22 protein-coding genes and 1 tRNA gene are annotated in these 19570 nt (G+C 58.2%); 2 read left to right on the top strand and 21 right to left on the bottom strand.

Going from position 1 to position 19570, the window contains the following annotated elements:
• Positions 1–3: 3 nt before the first annotated feature.
• From AO277_RS17005 to trmJ, 14 genes are all read right to left on the bottom strand, one after another.
• Complete coding sequence (locus AO277_RS17005; RefSeq protein WP_044318410.1) at positions 4–1008, bottom strand: RodZ domain-containing protein; 1005 nt, start codon at positions 1006–1008, stop codon at positions 4–6.
• Positions 1008–1766 (bottom strand): type IV pilus biogenesis/stability protein PilW, encoded by a 759-nt coding sequence (gene pilW, locus AO277_RS17000; protein WP_002552484.1) that lies wholly within the window; start codon positions 1764–1766, stop codon positions 1008–1010. The genes AO277_RS17005 and pilW overlap by 1 nt, the downstream gene beginning before the upstream one ends.
• Positions 1767–1792: 26 nt before the next feature.
• Entirely contained in the window at positions 1793–2941 is a 1149-nt protein-coding gene (rlmN, locus tag AO277_RS16995) for a dual-specificity RNA methyltransferase RlmN (protein WP_002552483.1), read from the bottom strand.
• Positions 2942–2974: 33 nt separating this feature from the next.
• Positions 2975–3400, bottom strand: a complete 426-nt coding sequence (gene ndk / locus AO277_RS16990) for a nucleoside-diphosphate kinase (protein WP_002552482.1) — start codon at positions 3398–3400, stop codon at positions 2975–2977.
• Positions 3401–3496: 96 nt separating this feature from the next.
• Positions 3497–3697 (bottom strand): Fe-S cluster assembly protein IscX, encoded by a 201-nt coding sequence (gene iscX, locus AO277_RS16985; protein ID WP_002552481.1) that lies wholly within the window; start codon positions 3695–3697, stop codon positions 3497–3499.
• A 14-nt stretch (positions 3698–3711) separates the two neighbouring features.
• Entirely contained in the window at positions 3712–4053 is a 342-nt protein-coding gene (fdx, locus tag AO277_RS16980; protein ID WP_002552480.1) for an ISC system 2Fe-2S type ferredoxin, read from the bottom strand.
• Between the two features lie 3 nt (positions 4054–4056).
• A complete protein-coding gene (gene hscA / locus AO277_RS16975; RefSeq protein WP_044318411.1) occupies positions 4057–5919 on the bottom strand; it encodes a Fe-S protein assembly chaperone HscA in 1863 nt (620 codons plus the stop codon).
• Between the two features lie 44 nt (positions 5920–5963).
• Positions 5964–6485, bottom strand: a complete 522-nt coding sequence (hscB, locus tag AO277_RS16970; protein WP_044318412.1) for a co-chaperone HscB — start codon at positions 6483–6485, stop codon at positions 5964–5966.
• 10 nt (positions 6486–6495) lie between these two features.
• Complete coding sequence (gene iscA, locus AO277_RS16965) at positions 6496–6819, bottom strand: iron-sulfur cluster assembly protein IscA (RefSeq protein ID WP_002552477.1); 324 nt, start codon at positions 6817–6819, stop codon at positions 6496–6498.
• A gap of 75 nt (positions 6820–6894) precedes the next feature.
• Entirely contained in the window at positions 6895–7281 is a 387-nt protein-coding gene (gene iscU, locus AO277_RS16960) for a Fe-S cluster assembly scaffold IscU (RefSeq protein WP_002552476.1), read from the bottom strand.
• Between the two features lie 81 nt (positions 7282–7362).
• Positions 7363–8577 (bottom strand): IscS subfamily cysteine desulfurase, encoded by a 1215-nt coding sequence (locus AO277_RS16955; protein ID WP_044318413.1) that lies wholly within the window; start codon positions 8575–8577, stop codon positions 7363–7365.
• Positions 8578–8621: 44 nt separating this feature from the next.
• Positions 8622–9113 carry a Fe-S cluster assembly transcriptional regulator IscR gene (gene iscR / locus AO277_RS16950; protein WP_002552474.1) on the bottom strand — a complete coding sequence of 164 codons (492 nt, stop codon included), beginning with the start codon at positions 9111–9113 and terminating at the stop codon, positions 8622–8624.
• 158 nt (positions 9114–9271) lie between these two features.
• A complete protein-coding gene (cysE, locus tag AO277_RS16940; protein ID WP_044318414.1) occupies positions 9272–10048 on the bottom strand; it encodes a serine O-acetyltransferase in 777 nt (258 codons plus the stop codon).
• Positions 10048–10821, bottom strand: a complete 774-nt coding sequence (gene trmJ / locus AO277_RS16935) for a tRNA (cytosine(32)/uridine(32)-2'-O)-methyltransferase TrmJ (protein ID WP_044318415.1) — start codon at positions 10819–10821, stop codon at positions 10048–10050. The genes cysE and trmJ overlap by 1 nt, the downstream gene beginning before the upstream one ends.
• Before the next feature lie 215 nt (positions 10822–11036).
• Here trmJ and suhB point away from each other — a divergent pair, with 215 nt between their 5' ends.
• Positions 11037–11852, top strand: coding sequence for a type III secretion system regulator SuhB (suhB, locus tag AO277_RS16930; protein WP_044318416.1), 816 nt, complete (start codon positions 11037–11039; stop codon positions 11850–11852).
• A 67-nt stretch (positions 11853–11919) separates the two neighbouring features.
• On the opposite strand, the gene AO277_RS16925 is transcribed toward suhB, so the two are convergent.
• The 6 genes from AO277_RS16925 to queA all read right to left on the bottom strand — a co-directional run bounded on the left by AO277_RS16925 (position 11920) and on the right by queA (position 18004).
• Entirely contained in the window at positions 11920–12459 is a 540-nt protein-coding gene (locus tag AO277_RS16925) for a glycine zipper 2TM domain-containing protein (RefSeq protein WP_044318417.1), read from the bottom strand.
• A 108-nt stretch (positions 12460–12567) separates the two neighbouring features.
• Positions 12568–13479, bottom strand: coding sequence for a protein translocase subunit SecF (secF, locus tag AO277_RS16920; RefSeq protein WP_004666079.1), 912 nt, complete (start codon positions 13477–13479; stop codon positions 12568–12570).
• Between the two features lie 9 nt (positions 13480–13488).
• Complete coding sequence (gene secD, locus AO277_RS16915) at positions 13489–15357, bottom strand: protein translocase subunit SecD (protein WP_005734188.1); 1869 nt, start codon at positions 15355–15357, stop codon at positions 13489–13491.
• A gap of 63 nt (positions 15358–15420) precedes the next feature.
• Positions 15421–15756: a preprotein translocase subunit YajC gene (gene yajC, locus AO277_RS16910; protein ID WP_002552468.1), complete on the bottom strand. Its 336-nt coding sequence runs from the start codon at positions 15754–15756 to the stop codon at positions 15421–15423.
• A 53-nt stretch (positions 15757–15809) separates the two neighbouring features.
• Positions 15810–16925, bottom strand: a complete 1116-nt coding sequence (gene tgt / locus AO277_RS16905) for a tRNA guanosine(34) transglycosylase Tgt (protein ID WP_004656249.1) — start codon at positions 16923–16925, stop codon at positions 15810–15812.
• A gap of 14 nt (positions 16926–16939) precedes the next feature.
• On the bottom strand, positions 16940–18004 hold the full coding sequence (queA, locus tag AO277_RS16900) for a tRNA preQ1(34) S-adenosylmethionine ribosyltransferase-isomerase QueA (RefSeq protein ID WP_044318418.1): 1065 nt from the start codon (positions 18002–18004) through the stop codon (positions 16940–16942).
• A 117-nt stretch (positions 18005–18121) separates the two neighbouring features.
• Between queA and AO277_RS16895 the strand changes: the two genes are divergently transcribed.
• Positions 18122–18206, top strand: a tRNA-Leu gene (locus tag AO277_RS16895).
• Between the two features lie 266 nt (positions 18207–18472).
• On the opposite strand, the gene AO277_RS16890 is transcribed toward AO277_RS16895, so the two are convergent.
• Complete coding sequence (locus tag AO277_RS16890) at positions 18473–19450, bottom strand: T3SS effector HopA1 family protein (protein WP_236691225.1); 978 nt, start codon at positions 19448–19450, stop codon at positions 18473–18475.
• Positions 19451–19570 lie beyond the last annotated feature (120 nt).

Below are 19570 nucleotides of genomic sequence, written 5' to 3'. Positions count from 1 at the left end.
GACTTATTGCCCTAGCTTCAGGCGAGCAGTTTCGCCGCTGGTAAAAGGTGCCACGTCTACAGGCTGACCGTTGTAGCTGACCTGCGCGCCGCGTGCGTAGCCCAGGCGCAGCGTCAATGGCGGCTTGCCGCTGACATCCAGGCTGTCGCCCTTGCGCTTAAGGCCGCTGACCAGCACCTTGCCGTTTCCGTCAGTGACCTGGGTCCAGCAATCGGCGACGAACTGCACAGTAACCTGACCGGCCCCGGCCATGACTGGCGCTGGCTGCTCGGCTGGTGCGGTCGGCATCGACGGTACGGTCGGCGCAGCAACAGGCGCTTGTGGAGCATTTGCAGGCGGCGTAGTGGCGGCCGGTGTCTGTGTCTGCGCAGGCGCATGACTCGTAACACCTGCAGTAGGAGCAGCAGGCGCCGCGCTCGGAGATTCACTGGCAGGCGCACCGGTGTTCAACGGCAGCGAAGTCTGTCCGGCATTAGGCGTTTCGGCCACTGCGGGCTCTTCCGGCTCGTCCAGCGGGTGAATCTGAGTGGTGCCGTCGGCGCTTTCGACCTCGACGTGCTCCATGTTCAGCCCGGACTGGTCCCTGCCACGCAGAGAAGCCTGATCCTGCCACCAGAAGAAACCGCCACCGACCAGAAGCACCAGCAACAACAGGCTGACGATACGCAGGATGTTGTGTGACAGCCTGACCGGCTCTTCGATACGGCCCAATGCGTGGACCGAACTGCCCTTGCCATCGGTGCCGGTGAACTGGTCGAACTGTTCGACCAGCGCCGCCTGATCGAGGTCAAGCAGCTTGGCGTAGGCGCGTACATACCCCCGGGCAAACGTATGCCCAGGCAGCTTTTCAAAATGTCCGTTCTCCAGATTGCTCAGGGAGGTCACGGTGAGGTTCAGTCTCAAAGCCACATCTGGCAGCGACCAGCTCCTGCTCTCGCGGACCTGGCGCAGGGTTTCTCCAGGGTTCACGCGGGTGGTTGCTACAACTTCGGGATGCGCCGCTTTCATCATTGCTCCGACAGGTATTGCTGATATTCCGGCGTACCGGGATAGAGTCTTTTCAACAGCAGACCAAAACTGGCCGCCTTGTTACGATCATCATAGATCTTCGCCAGGCGTGTACCGAGCAATAGACTACGTGCATTTTGCTCGCTGAGTTGGCTAAAACGGTCGTAATAATCACGCGCCGGCACATATTGCTTGTCTTCGTAGGATATCTGCGCCATTTCCAGCAAGGACCTTGGCAACTGGCGGTCCAGGCGCAACGCCTTGGTAAAATGCTCACGGGCCTGCTCGCGATTACCCAGCTTCAGCGAAGTCATGCCCAGGCTCTCAAAGACTCGCGACCGCTCAGGATACAGGTTGTCGGCAGCGGCCTGTTCAAAACGCTCGTAGGCTTCCTTGTAACGCTTTTGTTCGAACAGAAAACTGCCGTAATTATTGACGATGCGTGTTTCGTTGTTACTGGAAGCCAGCGCCTTGCGAAAGTACTGCTCTGCAAGCTCCGGCTCCATCTCGGTCTGGAACACCAGCGCCAGTGCGGCATTGGCCTGCGCGTCGGAACTGTCGAGCTCGAGCGCCTTTTTCAGCGGAACCTTGGCGCGCTCGGTCTGCCCCTGCTGAAAGTAACCCAGCCCAAGCTGCACGTACGCTCTGCGCGCTTCCTCGCGCCCCTGCGCCGTTGTCATCGGGTTGACGTTGCCGGTGGATACGCACGCCGTCAGCAACATGACAACACATAGCAACAGCGAGGCACGCACAGACATGGAGTCTCTCTCGATCAGGTTGGCAGTCAGGTTCGAGTCGCCGCAACCGGGGCCGTCTCGGCCTCGGCGCTCAACTCACGCACAGCAATGTAGCGTTCACTACGGCGTGTACGGTCCATCACCTGCCCGACCAGCTGGCCGCATGCTGCATCAATGTCTTCACCGCGCGTGGTGCGCACAGTGACGTTATAACCAGCCTGATGCAACAGGTCCTGAAAACGACGGATCGCGTTATTGCTGGGACGCTCGTAACCGGAGTGCGGAAACGGGTTGAACGGGATCAGGTTGATCTTGCAAGGCGTGTCCTTGAGCAGCTCGATCATCTCGACGGCGTGTTCAACCTTGTCGTTGATGTCCTTGAGCATGGTGTATTCAATGGTGAGCACACGCTTTTCGCCCAGACTGGACATGTAACGGCGGCAGGAATCAAGGAGCATTTGCAGCGGGTATTTCTTGTTGATCGGCACCAACTGGTTACGCAGCGCATCGTTCGGCGCGTGCAGCGACAAGGCCAGGGAAACGTCGATATGCTTGGAAAGCTCATCGATCATCGGTACCACGCCGGAGGTGGACAAGGTCACCCGGCGCTTGGAAATGCCATACCCCAGGTCATCCATCATCAGATGCATGGCAGCAATGACATTGTCGAAGTTCAGCAGCGGCTCACCCATGCCCATCATCACCACGTTGGTGATGGCACGGTCGACGGTCGCCGGTACGCTGCCAAAGGATTTGTTGGCAATCCACACCTGACCGATGACTTCGGCGGCGGTGAGGTTGCTGTTGAAGCCTTGCTTGCCGGTGGAGCAGAAACTGCAATCCAGGGCACAGCCCGCCTGGGACGAAACACACAAGGTGCCACGCTTGCCCTGCGGGATATAGACGGTCTCGACACAGCTGCCGGACTCTACGCGCACGACCCATTTACGGGTGCCGTCGCTGGAGATGTCCTCGCTGACCACTTCGGGACCGCGAACTTCGGCACAGGCCTTGAGCTTTTCGCGCAGGGCCTTGCTGACGTTCGTCATCGCGTCGAAATCGTCGACGCCGAAGTGGTGAATCCACTTCATGACCTGACCGGCACGGAAGCGCTTCTCCCCGATAGAGTCGAAGAATTTCTCCATTTCCTGTTGAGTCAGCCCCAGCAGGTTGGTTTTACCAGTCGATGCAATCATGAATTCACCCTTCACTCGTCAGTCAAAAATGACTTAGCGAGCGGTTACTTCGGTAGCTGCGAAGAAGTACGAGATTTCGCGAGCGGCGGCTGCTTCCGAATCGGAGCCATGAACAGCGTTGGCGTCGATGGAGTCAGCGAAATCAGCGCGGATGGTGCCGGCAGCAGCTTCTTTAGGGTTGGTAGCGCCCATCAGCTCACGGTTCAGAGCGATAGCGTTTTCGCCTTCCAGAACCTGAACGACAACCGGGCCGGAGATCATGAAGGCAACCAGGTCGCCGAAGAAACCGCGAGCGCTGTGCTCAGCGTAGAAACCTTCAGCTTCGGCCTTGGACAGTTGCTTCAGCTTGGAAGCGACAACGCGCAGACCTGCTTTTTCGAAACGAGTGGTGATCTCGCCGATTACGTTCTTGGCAACGGCGTCAGGCTTGATGATGGAGAAAGTACGTTGAACAGCCATGGTGAAACTCCAGAAGCAGTGATTGAAGCGAAAAATTAAACCCGCGAATTATACGCGGGTTCTGGTGTATTGCCTAACTGCGTACGTTACTGAACGTCAATCGGCCTCTTCGATCCATAACCCCTGGATCGCCTCGAGAACCTTTTCCCCACTACGGTCCGGGTGGTCATCGAACTCGGGCAAGGCCATGACCAGATTACGCAGCCTGGGGAAACTCACAGTCAGCGGATCGACATCCGGGTGGCTTTCAGCCAGCTGGATGGCGATTTCCTGCACATCAACCCATTTGAGACTCATGAGCAATCCTTGAATCAGTGTGGCGCTTCAGCGGCGTGGTTGAGCGAATACTTGGGTATTTCGACCGTGAGGTCTTCGTTGCCGACAATGGCCTGACAGGACAGACGCGATTGCGCTTCCAGGCCCCAGGCTTTGTCGAGCATGTCTTCTTCCAGCTCGTCCGCTTCATTGAGCGAATTGAAGCCTTCGCGAATGACGCAGTGACAGGTGGTACAGGCACACACGCCACCACAGGCGCTTTCAATCTCGATGTGGTGCTCGTGGGCAATCTCGAGAATAGACGTGCCCGGCTCCACTTCTACAACCAGCCCGTCCGGACAATGCTCGGCGTGGGGCAGAAAAATCACCTGCGGCATCAGTTATTCCTCAATCTCATTCAAGTTGCGCCCGGCCAGTGCGGCTTTTACCGTCGAATCGAGGCGTCGGGCAGCAAATGCATCGGTCACCTGCGACAGACGCTTGGTCTGCTGCTCGATGGCATAACCATCGGTGCCTTGCATCAATTCACGTAATTCGTTCATCTGCAGGTTGATGACCAGGCGCTCTTCTTCGTCGAGAAGACGCTCACCATCAGCCTCAAGGGCACCTTGAACCGCTTCGAGCAAGCGCTCGGCGTCAACCTGGTGCTCGCGCAGCACACGAGCGACCTTATCGTCGCCGGCATACTCGAAGGAGTCCTTGAGCATGCGGGTGACTTCGTCATCGGTCAGCCCGTAGGAAGGCTTGACCTGAATGCTCGACTCGATACCCGAGCCCATTTCACGCGCCGAAACGCTGAGCAGACCGTCAGCATCAACCTGGAAGGTGACACGAATCTTTGCCGCACCCGCGACCATCGGCGGAATGCCGCGCAATTCGAAACGTGCAAGGGAACGGCAGTCACTGATCAACTCGCGCTCGCCCTGCAGAACATGAATCTTCATGGCCGTCTGGCCGTCCTTGTACGTGGTGAATTCCTGACCACGCGCGACAGGGATGGTGGTGTTGCGCGGAATGACCTTCTCCATCAGCCCGCCCATGGTTTCCAGCCCCAGCGAGAGCGGAATCACATCGAGCAATAGCAGTTCGCCACCGTCACGCTTGTTGCCTGCCAGCGTATCGGCCTGGATCGCAGCCCCGATGGCCACCACTTGATCCGGGTCAATCTGGGTCAATGGCTGACGACCGAACAGCTCGGCCACCGCTTCGCGTACGCATGGAACTCGGGTCGAACCGCCGACCATGACCACCGCCTCGACTTCTTCAAGCTCGATACCGGTATCACGCACCGCACGACGACAGGCCTTGAGACTGCGCGCGACCATAGGCTCGATCAGCGCATTGAGCGCCTCGCGGGTCAGCGTGCCACGCCAGTCACCGTAGGCGACCTCGACAGACTCGGCGTCAGTCAGCGCTTCCTTGGCCGAGCAGGCAGCCTGCAGCAGGCTGCGTTGCGCGGAAGGGTCGATATCCGCAGACAGACCGGCATCAGTGACAATCCAGTTGGCTATCGCATGATCGAAGTCATCGCCACCCAGAGCGGTATCCCCGCCAGTGGCCAGTACTTCAAACACACCGCCGGTCAGGCGCAGGATCGAGATGTCGAAGGTTCCGCCGCCCAGATCATAGATGGCAACCACGCCTTCGGCTTTCTGATCCAGACCATAGGCAACGGCAGCAGCCGTTGGCTCATTAAGCAGGCGCAACACATTGAGGCCGGCAAGTCTGGCGGCATCCTTGGTCGCCTGGCGCTGAGAGTCGTCGAAATAAGCAGGCACGGTAATCACCGCCCCCACCAGTTCGCCACCCAGCGTGGACTCGGCACGTTCGCGCAGAACCTTGAGAATGTCGGCAGACACTTCAACAGGACTTTTCGGCCCCTGCACGGTGTCGATGAACGGCATGTGCGACTCACCGCCAACAAACCGGTACGGCAGTTGCTCGCCCAATTGCTTGACGTCAGTCAGCCCGCGCCCCATGAGGCGCTTGACTGACAGAACGGTATTGAACGGATCCTGGGAGGCGGCGATCTTCGCTGACTGCCCTACTTCGACACGATCAGCGTGATAGCGCACGGCAGACGGCAGAATGACCTGCCCCTCTGCATCGGCCAGCGGTTCGGACAGGCCGCTGCGTACTGCAGCAACCAGAGAATTGGTGGTGCCCAGGTCTATACCCACAGCCAGACGACGCTGGTGCGGTTGAGGACTCAGGCCGGGTTCGGCGATCTGCAGTAAAGCCATGCTGTTCAGAATAATCACTGGCGCGCGGCCGAAGCCGCGCGGGGTTAATCGTCGAGGCGCTCTTCTAACTGGCGCACTTCGTGAGAGAGCTTGTCGAGAAACTGCATACGCCGCATCAGCTTTTCAGCGTGCTCGCGTTGTGCAGCATCATTCCAACAGGCCGCGAAGCTCTGGTTCAGCTCGTCCTGAGCGACCTTGAGCTGACGCTTGAAGGTCGCAACGCCAGCGAGATCAGCCTCTTCCTGCAAGTCCTCGAGGTCTTCGCGCAATTGCATCTGCTGCAGAAGAAACTCGGGATCATGCACCGTGACTTCGAGCGGCACTTCGTTGCCGTTCATTGCCAGCAGGTAGCGCGCCCTTTTCCGCGGGCTTTTCAGGGTTTGATAAGCCTCGTTGAGACTGGCCGAACGCTCCAGCGCCACACGCTGCTCACGCTCTGGGGCATCCGCAAAACGATCCGGATGCACGTTGCGCGCAAGCTCACGGTAACGAGTGCCCAACTGGTCAAGATCAAGCTGAAACTCGGGCTTGAGATCGAACAGGGCGAAGTGACAGGGAGTACCCACAATAAAAGCCTCAGACGTTGAAGCTTTCGCCACAGCCGCACTCACCGCGCGAGTTGGGGTTGTTGAACTTGAAGCCTTCATTCAACCCTTCACGCACGAAGTCGAGCTCAGTGCCATCCAGATAGACCAGACTTTTCGGGTCAATGATCACCTTGACGCCGTGCATTTCAAACACAGTGTCTTCGCCAGCCGCCTCATCGACGAACTCAAGCACATAGGCAAGACCTGAACAGCCTGTGGTGCGAACACCCAGACGAACGCCATCACCCTTGCCGCGCCCCTCAAGGGAACGTCGTACGTGGTTAGCGGCAGCTTCTGTCATGCTGATAGCCATCGGAACTCCTTAGCCTGTTGCATTAGCCTGTTGCAGTTGACTCTGCTGCAAGCTTCTCTTGAAAAGCCTGCCTGCTTACAGCAGACCTTTCTTCTGCTTGTAATCGCGAACGGCGGCCTTGATGGCGTCTTCAGCGAGTACCGAGCAGTGAATCTTGACCGGCGGCAGCGCCAGCTCTTCAGCCAGCTGAGTGTTCTTGATGGTCTCTGCTTCATCCAGAGTCTTGCCTTTCATCCACTCGGTCGCCAGCGAGCTGGAAGCAATGGCCGAACCGCAGCCGTAGGTCTTGAACTTGGCGTCTTCGATAACGCCCTGCTCGTTGACCTTGATCTGCAAACGCATTACGTCGCCGCACGCTGGAGCGCCGACCATGCCGGTGCCGACATCAGGATCTTCCGCGTTCATCTTGCCGACGTTACGTGGGTTCTCGTAGTGGTCGATGACCTTTTCGCTGTAAGCCATGATTCTATTCCTCTCACATCAGGGAGCCGCTCTGCAGGTCACGCGCAATTGCACATGACCTGTGTTGGAGGCGACTTTAAATTAGTGCGCCGCCCACTCGATCTTGGAGATGTCGACGCCGTCTTTGAACATGTCCCACAGCGGCGAAAGTGTGCGCAGCCGGGTGACAGCCTCGCAAACCTTCTGCGCGGCGTAATCGATTTCTTCTTCAGTGCTGAAACGGCCGAAGGTGAAACGAATCGAGCTGTGCGCCAGCTCATCGTTGCGACCCAGGGCACGCAGCACATACGAAGGCTCAAGCGAGGCCGAGGTACAGGCCGAACCGGACGATACCGCCAGATCCTTGAGCGCCATGATCAGCGACTCGCCTTCGACGTAGTTGAAGCTCAGGTTCAGGTTGTGCGGTACGCGTGCAGTCAGGCTGCCGTTGACGTACAGCTCTTCCAGATTTTCGACCTGCTTGAAGAAACGATCGCTGAGTGCCTTGATGCGCACGTTTTCAGCAGCCATTTCTTCCTTGGCAATGCGGAATGCTTCGCCCATACCGACGATCTGGTGGGTCGCCAGGGTGCCGGAACGCATGCCACGCTCGTGACCACCGCCGTGCATGGTCGCTTCAAGGCGAACACGCGGCTTGCGGCTGACGTAGAGCGCGCCGATACCTTTAGGACCATAGGTCTTGTGCGCCGAGAACGACATGAGGTCAACCTTGAGGCTGGTCAGATCGATTTCAACCTTGCCGGTCGACTGCGCGCCGTCAACGTGGAACAGCACGCCACGCGAACGGGTCAGTTCACCGATCGCAGCGATGTCGTTGATAGTGCCGATCTCGTTGTTCACATGCATGACCGAAACCAGGATGGTGTCGTCGCGCAGTGCCGCTTCAATCATGGCAGGCGTGATCAGACCGTCTTCACCTGGCTCGATGTAGGTGACTTCGAAACCTTCGCGTTCCAGCTGGCGAGTGGTGTCGAGGACAGCCTTGTGTTCGACCTTCGACGTGATCAGGTGCTTGCCTTTGCTGGCGTAGAAATGCGCAACACCTTTAATAGCCAGGTTGTTGGATTCAGTGGCACCCGAGGTCCAGACGATTTCGCGCGGATCGGCGTTGACCAGATCAGCGACCTGACGACGAGCGTTCTCGACCGCTTCTTCGGCTTTCCAGCCAAAGACGTGGGAGCGCGAGGCCGGGTTGCCGAAGTTTCCTTCGACGGTCAGGCAATCGATCATTTTCTGCGCGACACGCGGATCGACCGGGGTCGTCGCGGAGTAGTCGAGGTAAATTGGCAATTTCATTGAAGCTCTCCTATCAGGCAGGCGCACCGCTCATTCATCTGCGTTCATTCGACGGCGGACGTTTCGATCTTACCCAGTTGCGACATGTGGTTATGACCACGGCGCATATCCTGGCGCTGAGCGACTTCTTGTACCTCACGGCGAGTGACAAGATCCGCCAAGCTGATACCGCTTAGAAATTCGTGAATCTGCTGGCTCAGGTCACACCACAAGTGGTGGGTCAGGCAGGTATCGCCAGCGTGGCAATCGCCCAGACCCTGACACCGCGTGGCGTCGACCGATTCATTGACTGCATCGACGACTTGAGCAACCTGGATGCCTTTCATGTCGCGCGACAGCTGGTAACCACCACCTGGACCACGAACACTGGAAACCAGATTGCCGCGACGCAGCTTGGCGAACAGCTGCTCGAGGTAGGACAGGGAAATACCCTGCCGCTCGGAGATGTCGGCCAGAGACACTGGCCCGTTCTGCGCGTGCAACGCCAGGTCAAGCATGGCTGTTACAGCGTATCGGCCTTTAGTAGTCAGTCGCATGGCGTATACCGCAGAGGTTCGGAATGACAGCGAGTATGCTATTCCCGAGTGAAAGAGTCAACTATTAGACCAAGTAAAACAGTCGGGATTAGCGAAAAGCGCGGGCTGCATCATAGCAAAGGTGCGGCGTAATGGCACGCGTCACGCCGCCGTGTCGCCTAGCCAACCTTGTCTTCGTGGCGATCCTTGACGCAGTCGAATACTTCATCACGCAGCTCGGGAAGGTCTTTGGCGCAATAATCACTGCCCAGCCTGACGAGCGCATCGCACATGCCCTCAAGACGGCCGTCGACAGCCTGCAAATGGTCGAGCAACTGGCCAATGGCGCGAGCGATAGGGTCCGGCATGTCGGCGCTGACGCCGTACGCGTCGAAACCGAGCTTTTCAGCCATGACCTTGCGCCGGGCTTCGGTTTCATCGTCGGACTTGACAATGATGCGCCCCGGAATGCCCACGGCAGTTGCCCCCGCAGGCACCGCCTTGGTCACCACTGCGTTGGAACCAATCTTGGCACCGGCACCCACTGTGAACGGCCCGAGCACCTTGGCACCCGCCCCGACCACTACGCCATCTTCCAGCGTCGGGTGACGCTTGCCGGCATTCCAGCTGGTACCGCCCAGGGTCACGCCCTGGTAAAGCGTTACGTCATTGCCGATCTCGGCGGTTTCGCCGATCACGATGCCCATGCCGTGGTCGATGAAAAAACGGCGACCGATGCGCGCCCCCGGGTGGATCTCGATACCGGTCATCCAGCGACCGAAGTTGGAGACCAGCCGCGCGAGCCACTTCCAGCCGTTGCGCCACAGAATGTGCGCAAAGCGGTGCAGCCAGATGGCATGCATGCCCGGATAGCAGGTCAGCACCTCAAAGGCGTTGCGCGCAGCAGGGTCACGATGGAATACGCTTTGAATGTCTTCTCGCAGACGCTTGAACATTACTGATCCTTCCGCTTGTAGGGCTCACCGCGTGCGGCTTTCTGGGTTTCGGTGAGCACACCGCGCAGGATACTCAGTTCGGATCGCTCGACCTCGCTACGCCCGTATAGCCTGCGCAGTCGCGCCATCAGATGACGTGGTTTTTCCGGATCAAGGAAACCGATGGCCACAAGCGTGGCTTCAAGATGCATGTAAAAGCCTTCCATCTCATCCATCGTCGCCAGCTCGGCGTTATGCGCCGAGACTGCCTTGGGCGTTTCGCCCTGCTCTGAGTGTGCCGAAGCCGCCAGCCAGGCCATGCGCACTTCGTAGCTGAGCACCTGCACAGCCGCGGCGAGGTTCAGCGAGCTGAACCCGGGGTCCGACGGGATGTGCACATGGAAGTGGCAGCGCTGCAGCTCTTCATTGGTCAGGCCGGCGTGCTCGCGACCGAAGACCAGCGCCACTTCCGCGCCCTCTCCGGCCTGCTCGATGACTTTTTCACCGGAAGCGCGCGGATCGAGCAACGGCCACGGCAAACTGCGATCACGCGCACTGGTACCGAGCACCAGACGACAGCCGACCAACGCGTCTTCAAGAGTCGCAACAACCTTTGCACCTTCAAGAATATCGGTGGCGCCTGACGCACGCGCATCGGCATCAGGCGAAGGAAAGATGCGCGGATCGACCAGCACCAGACGCGAAAGCCCCATATTTTTCATGGCGCGAGCGGCCCCGCCGATATTTCCGGGATGGGTAGTGCCGACCAGGACAACACGAATGTTCTGCAACAAAGCGAACGCTCACTGACGCGAATTAGGGGGGCAAATCTTACAGAAACGGTTCGACTAACGCTATGAAGCTGTGCGGGCCGGAAGATCGGAACTGACCGCTTGCGACATGAAAAAATCCACACGAACCCGACAACCGTAACCACGCAAGGCTGGAAATAATTCGAATCAGCCCATAGAATGCCCGGCTCTCTTTAACAACCTTAGGTGAATTATCCATGCAGCCCATGCTGAATATCGCGCTGCGCGCCGCCCGCAGCGCCAGCGAATTGATTTTCCGCTCCATCGAGCGCCTGGATACCATCAAGGTTGACGAAAAAGAAGCCAAAGACTACGTCACAGAGATCGACCGAGCTGCCGAGCAAAGCATCATCACCGCTCTGCGCAAGGCCTACCCGACTCACTGCATTCTCGGCGAAGAAAGCGGCCTGCACGAAGGCAGCGGCGAATGCACCGACTACCTGTGGATCATCGACCCACTGGACGGCACCACCAACTTCGTTCGCGGCATTCCGCACTTTGCCGTCAGCATCGCCTGCAAATACCGCGGCCGCCTTGAGCACGCTGTCATTCTGGACCCGGTCCGTCAGGAAGAATTCACCGCCAGCCGTGGTCGCGGCGCTGCCCTGAACGGTCGTCGTCTGCGCGTCAGCCAGCGCAAGAGCCTGGAAGGCGCACTGCTGGGCACCGGCTTCCCGTTCCGTGACAACCAGATGGACAACATCGAAAACTACCTGGGCATGTTCCGCAGCCTGGTAGGCCAGACCGCCGGCATCCGTCGCGCAGGCGCTGCAAGCCTCGATCTGGCTTACGTAGCTGCCGGTCGTTTCGATGCGTTCTGGGAGTCGGGCCTGTCCGAATGGGACATGGCAGCAGGCGCTCTGCTGATTCAGGAAGCAGGCGGTCTGGTCAGCGATTTCACCGGCGGTCACGACTTCCTCGAGAAAGGCCATATCGTTGCCGGCAACACCAAATGCTTCAAGGCCGTACTGACCGCAATCGCACCGCACCTGCCGCCTTCGCTCAAACGCTAAGCTGCAGACGTAAAAAAAACCGGCGAAAGCCGGTTTTTTTATGTCTTCTGAAGCGCAGCGGCTGGCGTTACTGCGCCTGACCCAATATCAGCTGACCATTCTTGTCGACCGGAATCTGGCTGCCCGGATCACGCTCCATACGAACCTGACCCACTTTCTCGTTCAACTTGTATTTGACGTTGTAGCCCACAACCTTGTCGCTCACATCGTTGACCGTCGTGCAGCGGTTCTGCGTAGTGGTGTAGGTATCACGCTCCTGCATGCCTTCCTGAACCTTGTTGCCCGCATAACCACCACCTACCGCACCCGCGACTGTAGCGATCTTCTTGCCGTTACCGCCACCGATCTGGTTACCCAGCAAACCACCGGCAACCGCGCCAATAACGCTACCTACGATCTGATGCTGATCCTTGACCGGCGCCTGACGAGTAACGGTTACGTCCTTGCAAACTTCACGGGGGGTTTTGATCTGCTGGTTGATCGGCTCTACTGCCAATACATCCGCATACTCAGGACGACCCTTGACCAAGCTATAGGTGGCAACGGCGCCGCCAGCAGTCACGACAGCAGCACCTAACACAGCACCAACAAGCATAGACTTGTTCACTTGAACCTCCTGACCAATCGAAACGCAGCATGACTGCGCAATGCCTAGCCTTGGAGCATAAAAAAAGGCGCGAGTTCAGCACTCGCGCCTTTTTTATGATGGCCGGACCTACGGGAGGTCGTCAGCCTTCTCGACGACCACTGGAGGGATCAGGTCCTCAGTGGTCAGGTTCAGCCAGATCAGCACCACGTTAGCGATGTAGATGGACGAGTAAGTACCCGCCAGAACACCGATGAACAATGCGATGGAGAAGCCTTCCAGGCTGTCGCCGCCAAACGCCCACAGTGCAACAATCGCCAACAGGGTCGAGACCGAAGTGGCAATGGTACGCAGCAGTGTCTGCGTGGTGGAGATGTTGATGTTCTCAATCAGCGAAGCCTTGCGCAGCAGGCGGAAGTTTTCGCGTACCCGGTCGAAGACCACAATGGTGTCGTTCAGCGAGTAACCGATGATCGCCAGCACCGCCGCCAGCACCGTCAGGTCGAAGGTGATCTGGAAGAACGACAGAATACCCATCGTCACCACCACGTCGTGGATCAGCGAGATGATCGCCCCGACGGCAAATTTCCACTGGAAGCGGAACGCCAGGTAGATCAGAACACCGCCCAGCGCCATCAGCATGCCGAGACCGCCCTGATCGCGCAGCTCTTCACCCACCTGCGGACCGACGAACTCGACACGCTTGACCACTGCCGGGTTATCGGCACCGGCCTTGCGCAGCGCTTCGGCCACCTGAGTGCCCAGTTGCGGGTCTTCACCCGGCATGCGCACCAGTAAGTCAGTGGTGGCACCAAAGCTCTGAACAACGGCTTCGTGATAGCCCGCCGAAACCAGCTCCTGGCGCACCTTGCCCAGATCGGCTGGACGCTCGTAGGTCAGCTCGATGAGCGTACCGCCAGTGAAGTCCAGACCAAAGTTGAGCCCTTTATGGAACCAGCTGAACAGCGCCAGTGCGGTAAGGAGCATCGTGATGGCGAACGCAACATTGCGAACGCCCATGAAGTTGATGGTACGTAACATGGCAGCCCCTTAAATCCACAACTTCTTGAAGTCACGACCGCCGTAGATCAGGTTGACCATAGCGCGGGTCACCATGATGGCCGTGAACATCGAGGTAAAGATCCCGAGCGACATGGTCACCGCAAACCCTTTGACCGGGCCGGTGCCCATCGCAAAGAGAATGCCGCCGACCAGCAGCGTCGTCAGGTTGGCGTCGAGGATCGCCGTGTAGGCACGATCGAAACCTTCGTTGATAGCGCGCTGGACCGTCATGCCATTGGCGATCTCTTCACGAATACGCGAGAAGATCAGCACGTTGGCATCCACCGCCATACCCATGGTCAACACGATACCGGCGATACCTGGCAGGGTCAGTGTTGCACCCAGCAAGGACATCAGTGCCAGCAGCATGACCATGTTCAAGGCCAGTGCGACGGTCGCGATCAGACCGAAGAAGCGGTAGATCGCCATGATGAACAGCGAGACGAACAGCATGCCCCACAGGGAAGCGTCGATACCCTTGGTGATGTTGTCGGCACCCAGGCTAGGACCGATGGTGCGCTCTTCAGCGAAGTACATCGGCGCCGCCAGACCACCGGCACGCAACAGCAGCGCCAGCTCGGAAGACTCACCCTGACCGTTCAGACCGGTAATCCGGAACTGACTGCCCAGCGGCGACTGAATGGTCGCCAGACTAATGATTTTCTTTTCTTCCTTGAAGGTCTGCACCGGCACGTCTTTTTCGACGCCGTTGACCATCTGTTTGGTGTAGGTGGTGGTCGGACGCTGCTCGATGAAGATCACCGCCATGCTGCGACCCACATTGCTGCGGGTTGCGCGGCTCATCAGCTCGCCACCGTGGCCATCAAGATTGATGTTCACCTGTGGACGGCCATGTTCGTCGAAGCTGGCCTTGGCGTCAGTCACCTGATCGCCGGTGATGATCAGACCACGCTCCACCGCCGCTGCCGGACGACCGCCTTCGCGGAATTCGAACATTTCGGTGGTGCCTTTCGAATCATCCGGGCCTGCACCCAGACGGAATTCGAGGTTGGCGGTCTTGCCCAGAATACGCTTGGCTTCGGCCGTGTCCTGCACACCCGGCAGCTCGACCACGATGCGATTGGCACCCTGGCGCTGAACCAGCGGCTCGGCAACACCCAGCTCGTTGACCCGATTACGCACGGTAGTCAGGTTCTGCTTGATCGAGTATTCACGAATCTCGGCCAGTTTGGCCGGGGTCAGCGCCATGCGCAGCACGGGAATACCGTTCAGCTCGGCAGGCGTGATTTCGAAATCGGTGAAGGTCTTGCGCACCAGTGCACGCGCCTGCTCACGCTCTGCGTCGTCGGTGAAGCCCAGCTGAATCACATTGCCCAGCTGCGGCAGGCTGCGATAACGCACCTTTTCCTTGCGCAACAGGGATTTGACTTCGCCTTCGTAGACTTTCAGACGTGCATCGATCGCCTTGTCCATGTCGACTTCCAGCAGGAAGTGCACACCGCCGGACAGGTCGAGACCAAGCTTCATCGGGCTTGCACCCAGGTGACGCAACCAGGTCGGCGTGGTACGCGCCAGGTTCAGTGCAACGACATAGTCGTCACCCAACGCCTTGCGCACGACATCCTTGGCTGGCAACTGATCTTCCTGCTTGCTCAGACGCAACAAACCGCCCTTGCCATTCTCGGCCAGAGAAGAAGCCTTGACCGAGATGCCGGCATCGGCAAGCGCCTTGGCTGCACGATCCACGTCCGCCTGATTGACTTGCAGTGCAGTGCTTGCGCCGCTGATCTGGATGGCAGAATCATCAGGGTAGAGATTGGGTGCGGAATAAATAAAACCGACCACCAGCACCGCCAGGATCAGTACGTATTTCCACAGAGGGTATTTGTTCAGCATCACGCCGCCCGCTTAAAACGCGGGGCGCCTTGCGCGCCCCGTCGATGGGTAAAAAGTTGTTGCTCAGATCGCTTTCAGGGTGCCTTTAGGCAGAGTGGCCGCGATGGCGCCCTTCTGGATTTTCAGCTCAACGGTGTCAGACACTTCGATGACCACGAAGTCATCGGTCACTTTGTTGATCTTGCCCGCGATACCGCCACTGGTGACAACTTCGTCGCCTTTCTGCAGGTTGCCCAGCAGGTTTTTCTGCTCTTTTGCGCGCTTGGCCTGTGGACGCCAGATCATCAGATAGAAGATGACCAGGAAGCCGACCAGGAAAATCCACTCGAAACCACTGCCCGCAGGACCGGCAGCCGGTGCAGCAGCATCCGCAAAAGCGGGAGAGATGAAAAAGCTCATTTGTCGCTCCAGTTACATAATTAGTATAAAAAGCAGGAAAAACTCGTTCTGTTTCAACCCAGAGGCGGCGTTGGAAGACCGCGTTTGGCATAGAAGGCATCGACGAAGGCGGCCAATGTACCCTGTTGAATAGCCTCGCGCAAACCAGCCATAAGCAGCTGGTAGTGCCGCAAATTATGGATTGTATTGAGCATGCTCCCCAGCATTTCCCCGCACTTGTCAAGGTGATGCAGATAAGCGCGCGAGAAGTTCTTGCAGGTGTAGCAATCGCAGGTCGGGTCCAGCGGCGAATTGTCGTGGCGATGGAACGCGTTACGGATTTTCAATACACCGGTATCAGTGAACAGATGGCCGTTGCGGGCGTTGCGGGTGGGCATCACGCAGTCGAACATGTCGACGCCACGGCGCACACCTTCGACCAGATCTTCCGGCTTGCCTACACCCATCAGGTAACGAGGTTTGTCTGCCGGCATGAGGCCTGGCAGGTAGTCCAGCACCTTGATCATCTCGTGCTTGGGTTCGCCCACCGACAGACCGCCGATCGCCAGACCGTCAAAGCCGATCTCGTCCAGGCCTTCCAGCGAGCGCTTGCGCAGGTTCTCGTGCATCCCGCCCTGAACGATGCCGAACAACGCAGCAGTGTTTTCGCCATGCGCAACCTTGGAGCGCTTGGCCCAACGCAACGACAGCTCCATGGAGACACGCGCCACATCTTCGTCGGCCGGGTACGGCGTGCATTCGTCGAAGATCATCACGACGTCCGAGCCCAGATCACGCTGAACCTGCATCGACTCTTCAGGGCCCATGAACACCTTGGCACCATCAACCGGCGAGGCGAAGGTCACGCCCTCCTCCTTGATCTTGCGCATGGCGCCCAAACTGAACACCTGAAAGCCGCCGGAGTCGGTCAGAATCGGCCCCTTCCACTGCATGAAATCGTGCAGGTCGCCGTGGCCCTTGATGACTTCGGTACCCGGACGCAGCCACAGATGAAACGTGTTGCCCAGAATCATCTGCGCGCCGGTCGCCTCGATATCACGGGGCAGCATGCCCTTGACCGTGCCATAGGTGCCCACCGGCATGAACGCCGGGGTCTCCACCACACCACGCGGGAAGGTCAGTCGGCCGCGACGGGCCTTGCCGTCGGTGGCCAGCAATTCGAAAGACATACGACAGGTGCGACTCATGCGTGATCCTCTGGTGCCGATTCCTGTGGGGCCGTCGGCGCGGGATTGCGGGTGATGAACATCGCATCACCGTAACTGAAGAAGCGGTAGCCGTGCTCGATGGCCGCAGCATAAGCCGCCATCGTCTCGGGATAACCGGCGAACGCCGAAACCAGCATCAACAGCGTGGATTCAGGCAAATGGAAATTGGTCACCAGGGCATCGACCACGTGAAACGGCCGGCCTGGATAGATGAAGATGTCGGTATCGCCGCTGAACGGCTTCAGTTCGCCGTCACGCGCCGCACTCTCCAGCGAGCGCACGCTGGTGGTCCCGACGGCAACCACTCGCCCGCCCCGTGCACGGCACGCGGCCACAGCGTCGACCACGTCCTGGCCAACTTCCAGCCATTCGCTGTGCATGTGGTGATCTTCGATCTGCTCGACGCGCACCGGCTGGAATGTACCCGCGCCGACGTGCAGCGTGACGAACGCAGTCTCGACGCCCTTGGCGGCGATCGCCTCCAGCAGCGGCTGATCGAAATGCAGGCCGGCAGTTGGTGCAGCCACAGCGCCTGCACGCTGCGCGTAAACAGTCTGATAGCGCTCGCGGTCCGCGCCCTCATCCGGTCGGTCTATATAAGGAGGCAACGGCATATGGCCGACACGCTCCAGCAACGGCAGAACCTCTTCGGCAAAGCGCAGCTCGAACAGCGCGTCATGCCGCGCAACCATCTCGGCCTCGCCACCGCCATCGATCAGAATCGACGAGCCAGGCTTGGGCGACTTGCTGGAACGCACATGCGCCAGCACACGATGGCTGTCCAGCACGCGCTCGACCAGAATCTCCAGCTTGCCGCCGGACGCCTTCTGCCCGAACAGCCGCGCGGGAATCACACGGGTATTGTTGAACACCATCAAATCGCCCGAGCGCAAATGCTCAAGCAAATCAGTGAATTGACGATGTGCCAGCGCGCCAGTCGGCCCGTCGAGGGTCAACAGACGAGTACTGCGACGCTCGGCCAGTGGATGGCGAGCAATCAGGGAATCGGGGAGTTCGAAGGTAAAGTCAGCGACGCGCATGATCGGGTTCGTTTAGCAGGGCCGGGAAGTTTATCCGGTTTGGCGGCATTAGTAAAAAACCTGCGTAAATCCCTGTTGACCAACGGAAAACTCATCCTTATACTTCGCCGCCATTGAGCCCTGATGGCGGAATTGGTAGACGCGGCGGATTCAAAATCCGTTTTCGAAAGAAGTGGGAGTTCGATTCTCCCTCGGGGCACCACCTTTGAAAAAAGACCTTGAAATTCAAGGTTTTTTTGTTCGTCTGGTGGAAAGTGGTTTGTTGTCGTTTACCGCATGCATCTCCTGAAAAAGATCTGTTTGGCTCAATCTCTAAAAACGCCGTTCTCTGTCAGGGCAGGCTGTCTGGAACCATGAAACAGATTCTCGGCAAGCCTGTGTTCAAGCAAAGGAAGGATACGCCTGAGAATAGTCCCCTCAGTTACGTTTTCCTGCGCCCGCGCCTTTGGGATGTTCAGCAATTCATACTCATTCCAACCTGAACGCAGGGTTGTCGGGATTGTATCCGGCGCTCTTGAAAGCATTACGCAGCTTCTTCTCCAGTGACAACCTGCTGGTATCTGCCAATGCAGACTCGATTATGCTGGCGCGCGACATTCCGTGGCTTGTCCTGTCCTGCGGTGTACGCTCGGCGTAACACATTCCCTTGCCCATGGATTGCATTCCCGCTGGCGTATGATTGATAAACGCATCTTCAGGGAGCAGTGCCTGAAGCTCTTTTGCAAGTGTCTGCGCAGAGGAAAAATCTCCGCCGACATAGAAAACCGCAGCATCTGTAAGCGTGCCAATCTTTGCAGGACCTGCCACTTTGGCAGTAATGATATCGTGACGCTCAGCAGTCAACCTGACCGCTGCGTCGACCATGGCCTTCTGGAATTGAGGTTTGACATTTATCGTCAGGCGAGCCTTGACAGCCTCATCAGGAAATTGCGCGCCCGAACGTTCAATCTTGTAGAACTCGTCCGCTGCTTTGGGGTTGTTCATCATGAACTCTTTTGTGTCATGTTTTAGCTGCACCCCACGCACGCCATCCAGAAACTGCGGCCAAATACTGATACCGTCCTTAGCGTTCTGCTTATACATATGAGCCAAACACGCCCTGTGCTCAGCGCGTGGCAGCAGTTCTACACGCGGGAGTTCTTTTGCGTAGATCTGATAAAGAGCACCGGAACTTGTATTGCCATTGGCTTTCGCCTTTTCGGCCCATTGCAAAATACTGCTGTTTACCAGGCGGCCATTGGGCAGCCCGCTTTTCTGGACGGACGTGGTGGCCGAACTGCCTTGCCCCTCTTCGATGTTCAATGGCATACGACCCAGATGGGTCTGCCCCTGGCGTATAAGACGGGGACCGGCGGGGCCGCGCTTTTCATTGAGTACCTGGGCAATTTGATCGGACTGACTGCCGGAACTCCCACTTAACCCTGCTTTTTTGAAAAACTTGCTCATCGTCATCTGTTTGTCAGAACGCTGGACAGTCAGGTCGTTATTGGCAGCGGAGTATCAGTTTTTTTGTGTTCGGGCTGGTTAGGGCCTGCCGTCAGGCAGGCCCTTGTTTTACCAGCTCGG

The organism is Pseudomonas amygdali (genome assembly GCF_002699855.1).
Taxonomy (GTDB): domain Bacteria; phylum Pseudomonadota; class Gammaproteobacteria; order Pseudomonadales; family Pseudomonadaceae; genus Aquipseudomonas; species Aquipseudomonas amygdali.
This window is presented reverse-complemented; position numbering and strand designations above follow the sequence as displayed.

Excerpts from the sequence above, each read along its gene's own strand:
- AO277_RS16955 (WP_044318413.1), bottom strand. The coding sequence starts at position 8,577 with ATGAAATTGCCAATTTACCTCGACTACTCCGCGACGACCCCGGTCGAT.
- iscX (WP_002552481.1), bottom strand. The coding sequence starts at position 3,697 with ATGAGTCTCAAATGGGTTGATGTGCAGGAAATCGCCATCCAGCTGGCT.
- AO277_RS17005 (WP_044318410.1), bottom strand. The coding sequence starts at position 1,008 with ATGAAAGCGGCGCATCCCGAAGTTGTAGCAACCACCCGCGTGAACCCT.
- cysE (WP_044318414.1), bottom strand. The coding sequence starts at position 10,048 with ATGTTCAAGCGTCTGCGAGAAGACATTCAAAGCGTATTCCATCGTGAC.
- secD (WP_005734188.1), bottom strand. The coding sequence starts at position 15,357 with ATGCTGAACAAATACCCTCTGTGGAAATACGTACTGATCCTGGCGGTG.
- fdx (WP_002552480.1), bottom strand. The coding sequence starts at position 4,053 with ATGCCGCAGGTGATTTTTCTGCCCCACGCCGAGCATTGTCCGGACGGG.
- tgt (WP_004656249.1), bottom strand. The coding sequence starts at position 16,925 with ATGTCTTTCGAATTGCTGGCCACCGACGGCAAGGCCCGTCGCGGCCGA.
- iscA (WP_002552477.1), bottom strand. The coding sequence starts at position 6,819 with ATGGCTATCAGCATGACAGAAGCTGCCGCTAACCACGTACGACGTTCC.
- AO277_RS16890 (WP_236691225.1), bottom strand. The coding sequence starts at position 19,450 with ATGAGCAAGTTTTTCAAAAAAGCAGGGTTAAGTGGGAGTTCCGGCAGT.
- pilW (WP_002552484.1), bottom strand. The coding sequence starts at position 1,766 with ATGTCTGTGCGTGCCTCGCTGTTGCTATGTGTTGTCATGTTGCTGACG.
- secF (WP_004666079.1), bottom strand. The coding sequence starts at position 13,479 with ATGTTACGTACCATCAACTTCATGGGCGTTCGCAATGTTGCGTTCGCC.
- queA (WP_044318418.1), bottom strand. The coding sequence starts at position 18,004 with ATGCGCGTCGCTGACTTTACCTTCGAACTCCCCGATTCCCTGATTGCT.
- yajC (WP_002552468.1), bottom strand. The coding sequence starts at position 15,756 with ATGAGCTTTTTCATCTCTCCCGCTTTTGCGGATGCTGCTGCACCGGCT.
- ndk (WP_002552482.1), bottom strand. The coding sequence starts at position 3,400 with ATGGCTGTTCAACGTACTTTCTCCATCATCAAGCCTGACGCCGTTGCC.
- rlmN (WP_002552483.1), bottom strand. The coding sequence starts at position 2,941 with ATGATTGCATCGACTGGTAAAACCAACCTGCTGGGGCTGACTCAACAG.
- iscR (WP_002552474.1), bottom strand. The coding sequence starts at position 9,113 with ATGCGACTGACTACTAAAGGCCGATACGCTGTAACAGCCATGCTTGAC.
- hscA (WP_044318411.1), bottom strand. The coding sequence starts at position 5,919 with ATGGCTTTACTGCAGATCGCCGAACCCGGCCTGAGTCCTCAACCGCAC.
- suhB (WP_044318416.1), top strand. The coding sequence starts at position 11,037 with ATGCAGCCCATGCTGAATATCGCGCTGCGCGCCGCCCGCAGCGCCAGC.
- iscU (WP_002552476.1), bottom strand. The coding sequence starts at position 7,281 with ATGGCTTACAGCGAAAAGGTCATCGACCACTACGAGAACCCACGTAAC.